The sequence below is a fragment of the Thiofilum flexile DSM 14609 genome, assembly GCF_000380185.1.
Classification (GTDB): domain Bacteria; phylum Pseudomonadota; class Gammaproteobacteria; order Thiotrichales; family Thiotrichaceae; genus Thiofilum; species Thiofilum flexile.
In genome coordinates, this window is record NZ_KB904756.1 from 1 (window position 1) to 16566 (window position 16566).

The 16566-nt window shown below is 45.1% G+C and carries 17 protein-coding genes; 11 read left to right on the forward strand and 6 right to left on the reverse strand.

Features of this window, described 5'->3' with window-relative positions:
• The first annotated feature begins 82 nt into the window (after window positions 1-82).
• The 9 genes from A3IK_RS20735 to lpdA all read left to right on the forward strand — a co-directional run bounded on the left by A3IK_RS20735 (window position 83) and on the right by lpdA (window position 10952).
• Window positions 83-803 (forward strand): IS1 family transposase gene (locus A3IK_RS20735; protein ID WP_425425411.1). Its coding sequence is split into 2 segments (ribosomal slippage): window positions 83-331 and window positions 333-803, totalling 720 coding nucleotides; the frame shifts between segments, so codons are not numbered across the junction.
• Entirely contained in the window at window positions 800-1003 is a 204-nt protein-coding gene (locus A3IK_RS21090) for an FCD domain-containing protein (protein WP_110690330.1), read from the forward strand. The genes A3IK_RS20735 and A3IK_RS21090 overlap by 4 nt, the downstream gene beginning before the upstream one ends.
• 11 nt (window positions 1004-1014) lie before the next feature.
• Entirely contained in the window at window positions 1015-1782 is a 768-nt protein-coding gene (locus A3IK_RS0105910; RefSeq protein WP_020559056.1) for a (Fe-S)-binding protein, read from the forward strand.
• Window positions 1775-3190, forward strand: coding sequence for a LutB/LldF family L-lactate oxidation iron-sulfur protein (locus tag A3IK_RS0105915; RefSeq protein WP_020559057.1), 1416 nt, complete (start codon window positions 1775-1777; stop codon window positions 3188-3190). Before A3IK_RS0105910 ends, A3IK_RS0105915 begins: the two co-directional genes overlap by 8 nt.
• Entirely contained in the window at window positions 3183-3830 is a 648-nt protein-coding gene (locus A3IK_RS0105920) for a LutC/YkgG family protein (RefSeq protein WP_020559058.1), read from the forward strand. Before A3IK_RS0105915 ends, A3IK_RS0105920 begins: the two co-directional genes overlap by 8 nt.
• Before the next feature lie 164 nt (window positions 3831-3994).
• The gene (locus tag A3IK_RS18705; protein ID WP_020559059.1) at window positions 3995-4420 is read left to right on the forward strand and encodes a hypothetical protein; all 426 of its coding nucleotides are present in this window, start codon (window positions 3995-3997) and stop codon (window positions 4418-4420) included.
• Between the two features lie 437 nt (window positions 4421-4857).
• Window positions 4858-7557 (forward strand): pyruvate dehydrogenase (acetyl-transferring), homodimeric type, encoded by a 2700-nt coding sequence (gene aceE, locus A3IK_RS0105930; RefSeq protein ID WP_020559060.1) that lies wholly within the window; start codon window positions 4858-4860, stop codon window positions 7555-7557.
• 11 nt (window positions 7558-7568) lie between these two features.
• Entirely contained in the window at window positions 7569-9167 is a 1599-nt protein-coding gene (locus tag A3IK_RS0105935; protein ID WP_020559061.1) for a dihydrolipoyllysine-residue acetyltransferase, read from the forward strand.
• 15 nt (window positions 9168-9182) lie between these two features.
• Window positions 9183-10952, forward strand: coding sequence for a dihydrolipoyl dehydrogenase (gene lpdA, locus A3IK_RS0105940; RefSeq protein ID WP_020559062.1), 1770 nt, complete (start codon window positions 9183-9185; stop codon window positions 10950-10952).
• A gap of 282 nt (window positions 10953-11234) precedes the next feature.
• On the opposite strand, the gene A3IK_RS0105945 is transcribed toward lpdA, so the two are convergent.
• The gene (locus A3IK_RS0105945) at window positions 11235-11504 is read right to left on the reverse strand and encodes a hypothetical protein (protein ID WP_020559063.1); all 270 of its coding nucleotides are present in this window, start codon (window positions 11502-11504) and stop codon (window positions 11235-11237) included.
• A gap of 181 nt (window positions 11505-11685) precedes the next feature.
• Window positions 11686-12144 carry a hypothetical protein gene (locus tag A3IK_RS0105950; RefSeq protein WP_020559064.1) on the reverse strand — a complete coding sequence of 153 codons (459 nt, stop codon included), beginning with the start codon at window positions 12142-12144 and terminating at the stop codon, window positions 11686-11688.
• 405 nt (window positions 12145-12549) lie between these two features.
• On the opposite strand from A3IK_RS0105950, the gene A3IK_RS0105955 reads away from it, so the two are divergent.
• Window positions 12550-13068, forward strand: coding sequence for a hypothetical protein (locus A3IK_RS0105955; protein ID WP_162596619.1), 519 nt, complete (start codon window positions 12550-12552; stop codon window positions 13066-13068).
• A gap of 151 nt (window positions 13069-13219) precedes the next feature.
• On the forward strand, window positions 13220-13897 hold the full coding sequence (locus A3IK_RS0105960; protein WP_020559066.1) for a carbonic anhydrase: 678 nt from the start codon (window positions 13220-13222) through the stop codon (window positions 13895-13897).
• Between the two features lie 69 nt (window positions 13898-13966).
• On the opposite strand, the gene A3IK_RS0105965 is transcribed toward A3IK_RS0105960, so the two are convergent.
• The 4 genes from A3IK_RS0105965 to purE are packed head-to-tail and all read right to left on the reverse strand — an operon-like array spanning window position 13967 to window position 16542.
• Window positions 13967-14290 (reverse strand): hypothetical protein, encoded by a 324-nt coding sequence (locus A3IK_RS0105965; protein ID WP_020559067.1) that lies wholly within the window; start codon window positions 14288-14290, stop codon window positions 13967-13969.
• Between the two features lie 2 nt (window positions 14291-14292).
• Complete coding sequence (locus tag A3IK_RS0105970) at window positions 14293-14889, reverse strand: class I SAM-dependent methyltransferase (protein WP_020559068.1); 597 nt, start codon at window positions 14887-14889, stop codon at window positions 14293-14295.
• Window positions 14890-16029, reverse strand: coding sequence for a 5-(carboxyamino)imidazole ribonucleotide synthase (locus tag A3IK_RS0105975; RefSeq protein WP_020559069.1), 1140 nt, complete (start codon window positions 16027-16029; stop codon window positions 14890-14892).
• Between the two features lie 21 nt (window positions 16030-16050).
• Window positions 16051-16542, reverse strand: a complete 492-nt coding sequence (gene purE, locus A3IK_RS0105980; protein WP_020559070.1) for a 5-(carboxyamino)imidazole ribonucleotide mutase — start codon at window positions 16540-16542, stop codon at window positions 16051-16053.
• Window positions 16543-16566 lie beyond the last annotated feature (24 nt).

A 16566-nucleotide genomic window follows, 5' to 3' on the forward strand; every position in this document is an offset into this window, starting at 1 on the left:
GGTCATGATTTAAAGGAGTTGAATCATACACCTACATCTCTTATAGTGATCGGTTTCCCCGCAAGTTCAGAAAGGTAAGTTCATGGCTACGATAGAGGTACCCTGCCGTTATTGTAACAGTCTATTAGTGTATAAACATGGATATGCCCGCAGTGGCGAACCGCGCTATCGATGCCGTGAGTGTCTGCGTAGTTTTCAGCACACCTATCGTTACGAAGGCAACAAGCCAGAGACGCCTGAAAAGATAGTAGAGATGGCCATGAATGGCAGTGGTGTCCGCGACACCAGCCGGGTGTTGAAAGTGAGTATCACGACCGTGATTGCTCACTTAAAAAAAATTAGAACCGGTAAAAGTCAATCCATTACCGATACAAGAGGTGATGGAGCACCATAAGGTGGAACTTATCTGTGAAATGGACGAGCAATGGTCTTATGTGGGTCACAAGAAACAAAAGCGGTGGCTATGGTATGCGTGGCAACCGCATTTAAAGACGGTGTTGGCCTATGAGCTGGGAAGCCGCGCGGATAAGACCCTAAAGCGTTTATTAGCTTCCTTACAGCGCTTCAAGATTCGGCTGTTTTGCACAGATGGCTGGGAGGGGTATCAACGTCTCTTACCGAAGGATAAGCACCTGATCACTAAGCGTTATACCCAGTCTATTGAGCGCCAGAATCTTAATTTTCGCACCCGTATCAAGCGGTTGGCACGCAAGACGATTTGCTTTTCTAAGTCGGTGGAGATTCATGATAAGGTGATCGGGGCGTTTATTAACAGAATGTTTTTCAACTCTTCTAAATCATGACCACCTTGCCTAGGATATTTGAGTCGCTCATTCAGCAACATCATAGCTTGATGGACGCGATCCTTGCAGGTAATTCCGAGGCTGCTCTTCAAGCCGCTCAACACCATCTCACCTTTGTAGAAGACTCGATTAAGGACCTAGACGCTGAAGAGGCACGCAAGATTCGTTCCTTGCGGCGTTTGACTATCACAGGAGTTTAATAATTACCGCTATGAGCCAAGTGACTAGACAAAAACCTGACACGGTATACTTTTTTGGTACCTGTCTGATTGACTTAATGTTCCCCCAAGCGGGCGTTTCGGCTGTACAGCTCTTGCAACGGGCAGGCATTAAAGTCATTTACCCCCCCGCGCAAACCTGTTGCGGACAACCTGCGTGGAACTCAGGCTATCGCGACGAAGCCCGCAAAGTAGCCCGCGCCCAAATAGCCCTGTTTACCAAACCTATCCCCATCATCATCCCTTCTGGTTCGTGTGCGGGTATGATGAAAACGCATTACCCCGAATTATTCAGTGGTGAAGCAGATGAGGCCCAAGCCTTAGACGTAGCCAGTCGCGTCTATGAACTCACCGAATTTTTGGTCGACGTCTTAAACATTAGCCTCACTGACTTAGGCGCACCGATTGAAATTGCCGTGCATACCTCCTGCTCAGCCCGACGCGAAATGGGCGTAGCAGATAAGATCGAGCAATTACTGGGTCAACTACAAAACGTTAAAGTATTAGAGCAAGCCTATAAGCCCGAATGCTGTGGTTTCGGTGGCACCTTTGCCGTGAAGCAACCCGAAATATCCGCTGCTATGGTCGCCGATAAAACTATGCACCTACGCAATACCGGAGCCACCCAAGTCATCAGTCAGGATTGTGGTTGTCTGATGAATATCGGTGGTGCCTTTGACTATCAGGCTAAGCACGAAAACAAAAAACCGCTGAACACGCAACATATCGCTGAATTTCTCTGGGAGCGTACTCATGGCTAAACCATCAGAATTTCGTATCCAAGTGGATCAAGCCTTAGGTAAAACCGAGGTTCGCGCTCATTTCCGTAAGGCCATGGATACCCTCATGACCAATCGGCGCAATCAATTCCCGGATAATGCCGAGCTACAGCGTCTACGTGATCAAGCCCAAGTCATCCGTGCCAATGCCTTAAGCAAATTACCCGAATTACTAGAGCAGCTAGAGTCCAATCTGACCCGTAATGGTATTCATGTACACTGGGCTGAAACCACCGATGAAGCCAATGACATCGTGCTTAAGATTATGCAAAAACATAATGCGACGTGGATGATTAAGGGTAAGTCGATGGTCTCTGAGGAAATGGGGTTAAATCATTTTCTCGAATCCAAGGGGATTGAGGCACTCGAATCGGATTTAGGTGAATTCATTATTCAACTCGATGGTGAAACCCCTTCGCATATCATTATGCCCGCCATCCATAAGAGCAAAGAGCAGATAGCCCAACTCTTTAATGAGAAATTCCCTGATATCCCCTATACCGAAGATGTGGATACCCTGACCCGTACCGCCCGCGATATTTTGCGCGAGAAGTTTTATAACGCGCCTGTTGGTTTATCCGGGGTGAACTTTGCGGTGGCGGAAACGGGTACACTGTGTCTAGTCGAGAATGAAGGCAATGGACGGATGTCGACTACCATTCCCCCCGTACATATTGCAGTCACAGGCATTGAAAAGGTGGTGGAAAAACTCAGCGATATTCCCCCACTCTTAAGTATTTTGCCACGCTCAGCTACAGGGCAACCGATTACAACCTATTTCAATATGATTTCCAGCCCCCGCAAAAAGGGCGAGAAAGATGGCCCCGAAGAGGTACATTTAGTCCTCCTCGATAATGGGCGCTCGCGTATTTATTCTGATCCTGAACTATTAGCTACCTTGCGTTGTATCCGTTGTGGTGCCTGCATTAATCATTGTCCGGTGTATGTGCGGATTGGTGGGCATAGCTATGGCACGGTATACCCCGGCCCCATTGGGACTATTCTAGAGCCACAAAAATCGGGCTTAAAAGTGCATGGTGAATTAGTACAAGCCTCCTCCCTTTGTGGTGCCTGTGGTGAGGTGTGCCCAGTACGTATTCCGATTCCTAGTATTATTAATCGACTCCGCTATGAAGGGGTGCGTCAAGACGGTGGAAGTGCTTTAGATGCAGGCTCTAAACGTAAACCATTGGAGGCTATCACATGGAAAGCCTGGTCATGGGCGGCATCCCATCCGAGTGTCTATAACCTAGGCAGTACAGTAGCCACACAAGTACGTAACTTAGTACCCCATAACCTAGGTGCATGGACGAGTGTACGCACGGCCCCTGCTGTGGCGGATAAAACCCTACATCAACAATTGAAAGCCCTAGGAGTCGATCATGAGTGAAGCTCGTACCCATATTTTTCAACGCCTACGCGCTGTTCCACGCCCAGAGGTGGATACCACCGGACGCGATTATGTACCGATCTATGACTGGGATAGAGCCGAACGAATTAAACGCTTTACCGAGCGCATGCAGGCGGTACGGGCTGAAGTACATCACAGTGACCGTGACTCATGGCTAAACCTCTTGGCTGACTTATGTAAAGCTAAAGGGTTAACTAATTTATTAGTCTCTCCTCATACCGAATGGGGGCAGGCAATCTATCAACAAGTAGGGGAATTCCCCACTCTACAAGACTATGACCGCGCTATTGAGGCATGGAAGCATGAGATGTTTTATAACATTGATGCCAGTCTGACGAGTACGGTAGGAGGTATTGCCGAAACCGGCTCCTTGATCTTATGGCCTACCGAACAAGAGCCGCGCATTATGTCGCTGGTTCCTCCAGTGCATTTTGCCATTCTAGATACCCAACACTTATACACCACGTTTGCCGAAGCGATGCAGGAGCAAGACTGGTTAAACCAAGGTATGCCTACGAATGCTTTATTGATTTCGGGGCCTTCTAAATCCGCCGATATTGCTCAGGTATTAGCGTATGGGGTGCATGGCCCAAAGGAATTAGTAGTCATCTTAATCTAGACTGAGGGTTTATGCGCTATATCAATCTTGCCGTAAAATTTTAAATTATTTACTTATTATTCCTTGAGTTTTTGGCTAACTAAACTATGTTTATGATGGCTCTATAAAGGCCAATCTTATTTTATAGTGTGTTTTGTATCTAGATGACTCAGGAGTATTAAAAGATGATTAGCAAACCAACTAAAAAACTTGGTTTTGGACTATTAGCGGGTATCAGTGTAGTGCTACTAAGTAGTTGCGCTGCTCCAGCACCTGCTCCTACTCATGACCAAGTAAAAGAGGCGGTGGTTGCCGATACTATTCGTGCAACGACCCCGATGGAGCGAGCTACCGCTTTAACCGATGTTATGACTAATAAACTACGTTTAAATGAGTCCCAACAAGCAAAAGTAGCTAAACTAAATCTAGACTATTCTAGTCGGTTTAATATTTTAATGAACAGCACCAATCCTAAAATCTCTAAAAAAGATGAGTTCCTAAGATTATCAGCTGAAAAAGAAACGAAGTTACTGGGTATTTTAAGCGCCTCACAAAAGCAAACCTATGAAGCGAGTAAACAAGAGTTCTTAGACACCTATCGTATTATGTAACTTACCTATTTATCTTTAATAATTCTTATTATAATTTATTAGTTCGTGTCTAAAAAACTTAATAAAGCGTAATTTTATATTTTAAGGAGCATGCTTACAGGGTCGCAGTCTAGGCGTAGTAAAATAGGCTTAGCCCCCGTAAATTGCTCCTTTTTTCTCTCCTAGCTCTACCTCCTGCGCTTAAAATCTACTACAATTTAGCTTTTCTTAATCGTGATACAGAAAATATCAGGTAAGTTGTTGCGAGTTTTTATTTCTTCGTGCATTTTTATGTAATACAGTTTGAGCCGCTGCATTGCTAGGTGGTCTACAGTCGAGCGTATTGCCGCGCCTTTCAAATCATCTAGTCTAAGCACCTGTCACAACTCTCAATAAATGCTATTCTGTCTACCCACCATACAGGTAGCCTTTCTAAACCGCTAAGGAGACAATACCAGATGAGTACTCATCCCCATGATATTGACCCGCAAGAAACTCTCGAATGGCAAGAGGCCATTGATGTAGTTGCTGAACGGTCAGGTGTTGAACGCGCCCAATATTTATTAGAGAAAACTATCGATGCCGCTTATGAAGCTGGCGTTGAACCTCCCGATACTCATACCCCCTATATCAATACTATCCCTGTTGATAAACAGCCTGCCTACCCCGGCGATATAGAAGTTGAACGTAATATTCTGCGTGCTTTGCGTTGGAATGCGACCGCGATGGTGGTACGTGCCAATCGTAAACCAGCCGAACCTGGTGGACATATTGCGTCCTTCCAGTCTTCAGCGATTATGTATGAAGTCGGTTATAACCATTTCTGGAAAGGTCATAACCACCCTAATGGCAGTGATATGCTCTTTATTCAAGGACATACCGCCCCCGGCACCTATGCGCGTGCATTCCTTGAAAACCGTATTACTCAGGATCAATTAGAGAATTTCCGGGTTGAATCCAAAGGTAAAGGGTTATCTTCTTATCCACACCCTTACTTAATGCCTGATTTCTGGCAATTCTCTACCGTATCCATGGGCTTAGGCCCCATTATGGCGATTTACCAAGCGCGTTTCTTAAAGTACCTCGAACATCGCGGTCTTGCTCCTGTCGCGTCTAATCATGCTGAAGGACGTAAAGTTTGGGCATTCTTAGGCGATGGTGAGATGGATGAGCCAGAATCCCAAGGTGCGATTTCATTAGGCTCACGCGAGCGCTTAGATAATCTGATTTTCGTGGTGAACTGTAACCTGCAACGCCTCGATGGTCCGGTGCGTGGTAATGGTAAAATTGTACAGGAATTAGAAGGCAACTTCCGTGGTGCTGGCTGGCATGTGATTAAAGTGCTGTGGGGTTCTGGTTGGGATCGTTTATTAGCAAAAGATACCACTGGTTTATTACGCAAACGCATGATGGAAGCGGTCGATGGTGAGTATCAAAACTTTAAAAATAAAGGTGGTGCTTATACTCGCGAACATTTCTTTGGTAAATATCCTGAGCTAAAAGAAATGGTTGCGGATATGACCGACGACCAAATTTATTATGATCTCTTACGCGGTGGACACGATCAAGAAAAGGTATTTGCGGCTTATAACGAAGCAGTGAATACCGTCGGACGTCCTACTGTCATCCTCATGCATACCGTTAAAGGTTATGGTATGGGCGAGGCGGGCGAGGGGATGAATATCAGCCATCAACAAAAGAAACTCAGCTCCGATCAACTGCGTAAACTACGCGATCGTTTCCGTATTCCGGTTACGGATGAGCAAGTAGAAGATGCCTCTTTCTATAAGCCTGCACCTGAATCGGTAGAGATGCGTTATCTACACGAGCGTCGTCAAGCATTAGGGGGCTACCTACCTAACCGTCCACAAAACTTTGAAACCTTAAGCGTTCCTAGCCTCACCGAGTTATTTGATGCCCTATTAAAAGATACCGGCGAACGTACTATGTCTACTACCATGGCTACAGTGCGTGTCATGGTCGCCGTTGCGCGTCATAAAGAACTAGGTCCACGTTTAGTTCCGATTGTACCGGATGAGTCACGTACCTTTGGTATGGAAGGGATGTTCCGTCAAGTGGGTATCTATGCCCCGGATGGACAGCTCTATGAGCCAATGGATGCCACCGATATTATGCCGTATCGTGAATCCTCCAAAGGGCAATTGCTGCAAGAAGGTATCAATGAAGCGGGCGCTATGTCCTCTTGGGTCGCTGCGTCAACCTCTTATGCCAATAATCATGTGATGATGATTCCGGTCTATATCTTCTACTCTATGTTTGGTTTCCAACGTATTGGTGACTTAGCATGGGCAGCCGGTGATATGTTGGCACGTGGTTTCTTAGTCGGCGGTACTTCAGGTCGTACCACACTCAATGGTGAAGGCTTACAACATCAAGATGGTCATAGCCAATTATTCGCAGGCTTTATCCCTAACTGTATGTCGTATGACCCTACCTTCGCTTATGAAGTCGCGGTAATTTTCCACGATGGTATGAAGCGTATGTATGAACAAAATCAAAACGTGTTCTACTACATCACTACCCTCAATGAAAATTACTCCATGCCAGCCATGCCAGAAGGTGCCGAAGAAGGCATTATCAAAGGTATGTATGCCTTTAGAAAAGCCGATGGTAAGGGTAAACATCAGGTTCAACTCATGGGTTGCGGTTCTATCCTACGTGAAGTGATTGCGGCGGCTGAGTTACTCAAAAACGATTGGGATGTCGATGCTGACATTTGGGCAACACCTAGCCTGAATGAAGTCGCACGTGATGGTATCGCTTGTGAACGCTGGAACTTATTACACCCTGATCAAGAGCCACGCTTACCTTGGATTACTCAGTGCCTACAAGGAACTGCAGGCCCTGTGATTGCTTCAACCGACTATATTCGTCAGTTTGCTGAGCAAGTACGTGCCTATGTACCTAACCCTTATTATGTATTAGGTACGGATGGTTTTGGTCGCTCAGATAGCCGTCAAGCGTTGCGTCATCACTTTGAAGTTGATCGTTACTATGTCACCGTGACCGCTCTCAAAGCCTTAGCTGATCAACAAAAATCATCTAAAGCGGATGGCAAAATCACGGCTAAAACCGTATTAGACGCGATGGCTAAATATGGCATTGATCCTGAAAAGCCTAACCCACTTTACGCTTAAGGAGCGAGTTCATGAAAGAAATTAAAGTACCCGATATTGGTAATTTCTCCGACGTTAGCGTCATTGAAGTCCTCGTGAACGTGGGCGATACCATTAAAATCGATGATCCCATGGTAACACTGGAATCCGACAAGGCTTCGATGGATATCCCCGCCCCACAAGGCGGAGTCGTCGAGGCGATTAAAATCAAAGTAGGCGACAAAGTATCTGAGGGCAGTCTGATTCTCGTGCTCAAAGAGGCCAATGAGCCTAGCCTCAATGTGGCTGCTTCAGGCTCTCAGCCTAAAGTAGCCGGTGCTGCCGCTGCGGTATCCCCTGCCGGTGGTACTGAAGAAGTTAAAGTCCCTGATATTGGTGACTTTAAAAGCGTCAGTGTCATTGAGGTACTCGTACACGTAGGCGATGTGATTAAAGCCGAGGATTCGCTGATTACGTTAGAGTCTGATAAAGCCTCGATGGAAATCCCAGCGCCTAAAGGTGGCAAGGTTAAAGAAATCAAAGTAGCAGTCGGTGACAAAGTGTCTGAGGGCAGTTTGATTCTGCTCCTAGAGACCGCCGATGCCGCAAGTGCTGCTCCGGCTGCGAGCGCTCCAGCACCTAGTGCGAGTGCTGCTCCGGTTGCTGCTGCACCGACTAGTAATGTGAATGCAGATGATTTCCGTCGTGCTCATGCTAGCCCCTCTGTACGTCGTATTGCCCGTGAAATCGGTGTTGACCTCGCTAAAGTGGCTGGTTCTGGCCCGAATGGTCGGATTACTGAACAAGACGTGCGTGCCTTCCAAGCCGGTGGGGGTATTGCTGCTAGTGCTCCGGCTCCAGTTGCAGCCCCTGCTCCAACACCGAGTGCTGCAGCCCCTGCTGCCAATAATATGGGTGGTATTCAATTCATTACTCAACCGGATTGGAGTAAGTTTGGTGCTGTTGAAACCATACCGATGTCACGTATTGGTAAAATTTCGGCGAAACACCTGCATCGCGCTTGGCTCACTGTCCCACAAGTCACCCACTTTGATGAAGCGGATATTACTGAGCTAGAAGCCTATCGTTCTGGCATGAAGGATAAAGCCAAAGCCATGGGCTTTAACCTGACTCCGCTAGTATTCATGATGAAAGCCGTGACTGCGGGCTTAAAAGAATTCCCTAAATTCAATTCAGCCCTAGCAGATGATGGTGAAAACCTGATTCAACGTAAGTTCTATAATATCGGTATTGCAGTTGATACACCGGATGGTCTAGTCGTTCCTGTGATTAAAGACGTTGATCGTAAAGGTTTGTTTGAACTCGCACGTGAACTCGGTGAAATCTCCAAAAAGGCGCGTGACGGCAAACTCAAGGCGGGCGATATGCAGGGTGGTTGCTTCTCCATTTCTAGCCTTGGCGGTATTGGTGGAACTAACTTCACTCCTCTGGTTAATGCACCTGAAGTCGGTATTTTAGGTCTCACTCGTGCTCAAGAGCGTTTGGTACGTAAAAACGGTGAAATCGTTGATCGTCTGATTCAGCCTTTAGCAGTGTCTTATGATCATCGCGTCATTGATGGAGCCTATGCCGCTCGCTTTACGGCGCATTTAGCCTTTGTACTGTCTGATGTACGCAATTTAATCCTGTAATAGAGGGAGCTGATAATGAGTCAAATAGTTGAAGTTAAAGTACCCGATATTGGGGATTTTAAAAGCGTCGATGTCATCGAAGTCTTAGTTAAAGCAGGCGACACCGTTAAAAAGGAAGACCCTCTAGTCACATTGGAATCAGATAAAGCGTCGATGGATATTCCCTCGCCTTATGATGGTGTGGTGAAAGAAGTCGTGATTAAGGTCAGCGATAAAGCCTCTGAAGGCAGCTTGATCTGTAAAATGGAAGTAGCAGGCGCAGGCGCGGCAGCAGCTCCGAGCAAACCCGCTCCGGCTCCAGCAGCTAGTGCTCCAGCACCGGCTCCGGTTGCAGCCCCGAATGCGGCAAAACACAGTGGTTCGGCGGATATTAGCTGTCAAATGCTTGTGCTAGGTGCAGGCCCTGGTGGTTATACAGCGGCGTTCCGTGCAGCGGACTTAGGTATGCAAACGGTCTTAGTAGAGCGTTGGAGTACCCTAGGTGGGGTGTGCCTGAACGTGGGTTGTATCCCCTCTAAAGCCTTACTCCATGCGGCTAAGGTATTGGATGAGGCGCATGAAGTCAGTGAGTATGGGATTAACTTTAGTAAACCTACCATTGACATTGACAAGCTACGGTCTTGGAAAGAAAAGGTCGTCAATCGTTTAACCGGCGGCCTCTCTGGTTTAGCTAAACAACGTAAAGTCCAAGTGGTCAGCGGTGTCGGTACTTTCCTTGATCCTAATCATGTGGAAGTTGTAGGCAATGATGGCAAGAAAACTGTGGTTCGCTTTGAAAAAGCGGTGATTGCAGCCGGTTCTGAAGCGGTGAAACTACCCTTTATTCCAGACGATCCGCGTGTGATTGACTCAACAGGTGCTTTAGAATTAAACGGTATTCCTAAGCATATGTTAGTCATTGGCGGCGGGATTATCGGTCTAGAGATGGCAACGGTTTATCATTCTCTAGGCTCTAAAATCACCGTCGTGGAAATGCTCCCGAACATTGTTGCAGGTGCCGATAAGGATGTGGTGAAACCCTACTTTAACCGTATCAGCAAACGTTATGACCATATTTGGTTAGAAACACGCGTGACTAAAGTAGAAGCTACTCCTGCGGGTATGAAAGTGACCTTCGAGGGTAAAAATGCCCCAGCGGAGCCACAAGTCTATGACCGTGTATTAGTTGCTGTGGGTCGTGTGCCGAATGGTAAACGCATTGGTGCTGAGAAAGCCGGTGTTGCGGTAGATGAGCGCGGCTTTGTGAAAGTGGTGGATACTCAAATGCGCACTACTCAACCGCATATTTTCGCCATTGGTGACATTATTGGTCAGCCTATGCTGGCTCATAAAGCGGTACACGAGGGCAAAACAGCGGCAGAAGCAGCGTTTGGCATGGCTAGTCACTTTGATGCTCGCGTGATTCCATCGGTTGCCTACACTGATCCTGAAATTGCGTGGGTCGGCGTGACTGAAGAAGAAGCGAAAGCTAAGGGTATTAAATACGGTAAAGGCGTATTCCCTTGGGCAGCAAGTGGTCGTGCTCTGTCCTTAGGACGTGATGAGGGTATGACTAAGCTCCTATTTGATGAGGAAACCGATCGCGTCATTGGTGCTGGCATTGTCGGTACGAATGCAGGGGATCTGATTGCTGAGGTGGCGTTAGCGATTGAAATGGGTGCAAATGCTCATGATATCGGCCTCACAGTACACCCACATCCTACCTTGTCTGAAACTGTCGCGATGGCGGCTGAAATGTTTGATGGATCAATTACTGATTTAATTGCTCCTAAGAAAAAACACTAAGCTAAGCCTTCTGATAACCCTCCTTCATCTGGAAGGGGGGTTTTATCTTTTAAGAAATAAAGAAACTAGATTAATGCCTGTACTGCCTCCAGCGGCAAATCCACAGCCTCTGCCACTATGTCGGCACTCATACCCTTAGCTAATAGGCATAAAGCGGTTTCTTTTGGTAGTGCAATTAAAGAGTTGAAGTAGCTACATATGACCTTCTATAAAGTAAAACCTAGCAAAGATCTAACTTAGCCTTATCAGGACTTTCAACATATCTAATGCACTAACGTTGAATTACTCATCATCCTCTAAATCCTCAACATTAGGTATCAGTACAAGATCTTTTACCGTGCTATCTAATACATCTAGGAAGTCACTTAATAGGAATTTCATCTTTGGATTATCATCTCTAATATACCAGTCATGAAATAGCTCTATCTCGACTTTATCAGGCCCTTTATCTTTATTAATTTGACAAAGAATCTGGGTTTTAAAGTATATCTCAGCTGTCATAAACTGGTAGTTAGAGTCACTAAAGAAACTCACTGAAAAATCTTTTCTCAATTTATTTCCCTCCTAGATTTTGGGATCTAAAAATCCACTAAACGAACCCCTTGGCCATTTGGTACGCGTATCTCAACCCCTGCTCTGCTTAGACTCTCTCTTACTGCCTGAGGGTGCTCTAAAATTTCTCTTAAAATACGATTAGCAACCCCCCTTTTTCCATTACGATTTAATTTATAAGTTATTGTTTTTTTCTAATGCTTGCCCCATCAGTTAAAATTTTACATGATGCAGATAGAGGCCGTGAGTCATCGCCAACATCGACAAGGCATTCCCAAGTAATTTTATCGGAAATAATGGGCCGAAGCACTGCCACAACGTCATATTCAAAGTCAATTCCAATTAGTTCCCCGCCATTTGAAACAAAGAAAATTCGATTATTATCAACGGGTAGCTTAGCGATATAATCGTTAACACTTGGACACTGAGAAATCACAGTTTCCCGATCCAGCAGGCAATTTTCAACAAGATCTTTAGCTGGAAAAAGAGCATTTTTGATTGTTATAAGTGTCGCTTTTTTTGCTTGAATAACTCTGTGATTTTTCGACGACAAAAAAGCCAGCCCAAAAATGAATAAAAATAAAGCGCATACTATTACTGAGATGCGTGACCAGCTTGTTTTCCATTGGCCATTTCCCACACTTATAACCCCTCAAAAAATATAGAAACGGACTTAGGTAGTGCGTTAGATACGTTGAAAATTCATCTAAGATATTTGTTAGATTGCAGCATATAGATCACTATAGCCGAACTTGACCATGTTGTTACACCAACCTCATAACTACACCCTTAAAAATCCATTATTTAAAATTTCAAAAGTGTAACATATGCTCAAACGGCAGCTATATATGAAACTATTCCAACTCTTTAATTGTATCACCCTATATTTTAGGGCTTTACCTAATTTACAGTATAAACCTTCCCTAAAGAAACAATATGGGCCACTATTTATGCAGTGAATTTCACTACGGGTATCGTCACAAAAGGCCCAGAATATTCTATTTATGCGGGTACCTTAGCCAAACTTCATCCTAATGGAACCAGTATGTATGGTCCATCCGATATTGAGAAATATGATATTAAAGCCGGTACTGTTACTAAACTCTATGACTCACCCTATCATGGTGACTATGAGATGTGTGGTAATCTATGGTTCTCTGAGGACGGTAGGCGTATTTTCACCGCATGCGGCAATGTCTTTCGTGCCTCTGATATTCAATCTCAAGATATGACTTATAACGGCTCGCTCACCGGCCTACCCCGTGTACAAAATGTCATGCACTCCGCGCTAATCAATAAGGTGGCTGCTATCCCAGCTTATCGGCAATATGTCACGAAAGAAGATGTCGATACGGAAGTTTATCTCTATGACTACGAGTTCTTGATGCCCAGCGATATTCTCAAGCTCCCCTATTTTGTCGTGGGTGATAAAGGTTATGCCGGACATGGACGCTTTGTGTTTTTTAACAATGCTGCGGATACCTTAACAGTATTATTAAAAGCCGATAGCAACTCAGGTATGTTAAATGATCAGGCGCTATTTAATATTACTTTAGCCAAATAGTGTACTTACTCCGTACCTAATAATGGGGGCAATATGAATTTCTTCATACTGCCCGCTGGAAATTTTGCCTGATGGGTAGCTAAGTCTTGGGTTTCTTGGCAATATCTCCTAGAGAGTAGTCAGAAAAGTTAATTCGTTAGGAAGCCAAGATATGTCAGATCAACCGAAAAATTTAACGGGTTTAGAAGCCTTAAAGCATCTAAAAGAAGGCAACGAACGTTTTGCTAGCAATGTACGTAGTCTTGATGTGCTCCTAAGCCAATCCCAGCGCGGCGAACTAGCCAAAGGACAAAACCCTTCCGCCATTGTATTAGGCTGCTCCGATTCACGCGTGCCTGCCGAAATGGTCTTTGATCAAGGATTTGGGTCTTTGTTTGTCATTCGGGTCGCGGGTAATGTGGTCGCGCCTTCGCAAATTGGTAGTATTGAGTATGCAGCCACCCGCTATAATACCCGCTTAGTGATAGTGATGGGACATACTCACTGCGGTGCGGTCAATGCCACCATTGAAGAACTGCGTAATAAGAAAAGTTCGCCCTCTAGTAATCTCATGTCTATTGTGCAGCGTATCGCACCTGCAATAGCGACTTTAATGGACACCCCCTTGAAAGATGATCCCGATGCACTCATGAGGCATGCAGTACGCGCCAATATTCGGGCAGCGACTAGCCATGTGCGCCACGGCTCGGCGATTTTAGAGCATTTAATTGCGAATGAAGACTTATTAGTGGTAAGTGCGGAATATTCACTGGAAACCGGAAAAGTGGATTTCTTTGATTTAGATCTGAATTTAGTCGAAGCCACCGCTAATGTGGAACGCCTGCTTTAATATTATGATTGATTAAGTTAGGTATGTTAAATACCTAACCTAATACAATCATTTACTGAAAAGCTTTTATTAAGAAATTAGTTCGTAGGTTAATGTAGCTACAATCAAAATAACCAATGAGCCTAACATCATCTGAAAGCTAATCATTGCTAGTCTTGCTTTTTTATTTAACACAGCATCATTAAGCTTTTTATACTCATGCTTTAAAATAAAAGAGCCACGCTTAGAGAAAAACGCTGAATACTGTGTTGCTGTGGTTGGCGTATTCATTGACTTCCATAGCTCTGGGTAGTTTTTCTCGACATAACGATAAACTTGGCTAGCCGCTATTCTAGATAGTACTACACTAGGGATTAATACCATTAGACTAATCAGCACTAACCAAGCCAACATAACTACCTCACCTTTTCGGCATAAGATACTGTATAATCCTTGCCTTGCTTAATTTTATCATAGTTACCAAACACCTCTTGCAAATTACGTTTCATATAATCACGCAAGCCATTAATAGTCACCAGATAAATACGCCCTCCCGGTTTCATAAAGCGTAGCGCATCATAGAGCATAATAGTCATCATTTCCTTGCCTACCTTAGCAGGCACATTAGAAACGACTACATCAAACTTTGAATCAGACGGAATATGTTGGAAACCATTACTTAAAATCGCTTTAGCATTAGTAATATTATTTAATTTAATATTTTGATTACTATACTCTACTGCCATAAAATCCTTATCGACCATCAGTACTTGACCTTGCGGAGCCATTTTAGCCATCGCCAAACCAATAGGACCATAACCACAGCCTAAATCAAAGCAAGAATCGGTTGGATTTACTTCTAAATACTTTAATAATAAATCCGTACCTGAATCAATTTCACGCGGCGAAAAGATACCCCAAGTACTTAAAAACTTAAACGGATACCCACATAACTCAGCCTCAAAACGAATATCTTGTCGAATCTCAGTTAAATACTCTTTAGTCGTCGCCATTTATTCAGATACTCGCTCTAATTGTTGGAAAATCGCATTGGCTTTATGGCTTGCCTCCTCGGCATTAGCTGCTAAGGTACAATAATGTCCCATTTTACGCCCTTTACGTGCCAACGCTTTACCGTATAAATGCAGCTTAGTTTCGGGATCACTCAGAACTTTCAACCAGTCCGGCTGACCACCTTTAGGCCATAAATCGCCTAATAAATTAATCATGGCTACAGGCGATACTAAGCGGGTAGAGCCAAAGGGTAGATCACAAACCATGCGTACTTGCTGCTCAAATTGCGATGTCACACAGGCATCTAAAGTGTAATGCCCACTATTATGCGTGCGAGGTGCCATTTCATTGACCAATAATTCACCCGACTTCGTGACAAAAAACTCTACCGCCATAACTCCCACAAAGTTGAGCTGACTAGCAAGCGTCATCGCGGCTTGTTGGGCTTGCTGCTCCAACTCGACGCTAATACGGGCTGGCACACTGGTTTGATGCAAAATACCCTGACGATGTTCGTTTTCTGCTACTGGAAAACACTGTACATCCCCATGTTGATTACGTCCGAGTATCACCGAAACCTCTCGCTCTAACTCAACACGTTGCTCTAAGACACAATCGACTTGATTGAATTGTTTAAAAGCCAGCTCCGCCTCAGCAATGGATTTAACCGTCATTTGGCCTTTACCGTCATAGCCTAAACGCGCTGTTTTTAAAATAGCGGGAAATTGGATGTATTTTTCTGCCTCTGATAAATCAGCTAAAGCGCGTACCGGCATAAAAGGCACTGGTGACAAACCACAAGCACGCACAAAGGTTTTTTCTACAATACGATCTTGTGCCACTTGCACCGCCTCTGCACTCGGATGTACGGGGCAATACTCACTCAATTTTTTCAGCGTTTGCGCGGGGATATTTTCAAATTCGGTGGTAATCACCTCGCAGGATCGACCTAATTGTTCAAGGGCTTGAGTATCATCATAGGCGGCTTGAATATGTTGATCTGCGAGTAATCCGGCGGGGCTGTGTGGATCTGGCTCTAGCACAATGACGCGATAGCCTAATGTGCGTGCCGCCACAATAAACATACGGCCCAGTTGACCGCCACCTAGCATACCGATGGTTGCACCCGGTTGGAGCATGTCTTAAACCTTTACAATACGTTAAGTAGAGGGTGGAAGTGTCATATTTAATGCAGCTTGCCGTTGCGTTTCCCGAAACACTTTTAGTTTCTCAGCTAAGACCGCATCATGATTAGCTAATATTGCCACTGCAAATAAGCCCGCATTCGCCGCTCCTGCCTCACCGATGGCAAAGGTGGCAACCGGAATCCCTTTAGGCATTTGCACTATAGAATAGAGCGAGTCTATTCCTTGTAAATGCTTAGTCGGTACCGGTACACCTAAAACGGGGATAGTGGTTTTAGAGGCTAACATACCGGGTAAATGGGCAGCTCCGCCTGCTCCGGCAATAATACATTGTAAACCACGCTCAGCAGCAGAGCTGGCATATTCAAATAATAAATCAGGGGTGCGATGGGCAGACACCACTCGATACTCATGTGGCACACCAAAAGCGGCTAATTGCTCTACCGCTTTAGACATAATATTCCAGTCGCTGTTGCTACCCATGACGACTCCAACTAACGGTTGCATGGCGGCAATTATCCTTGTTAAGCC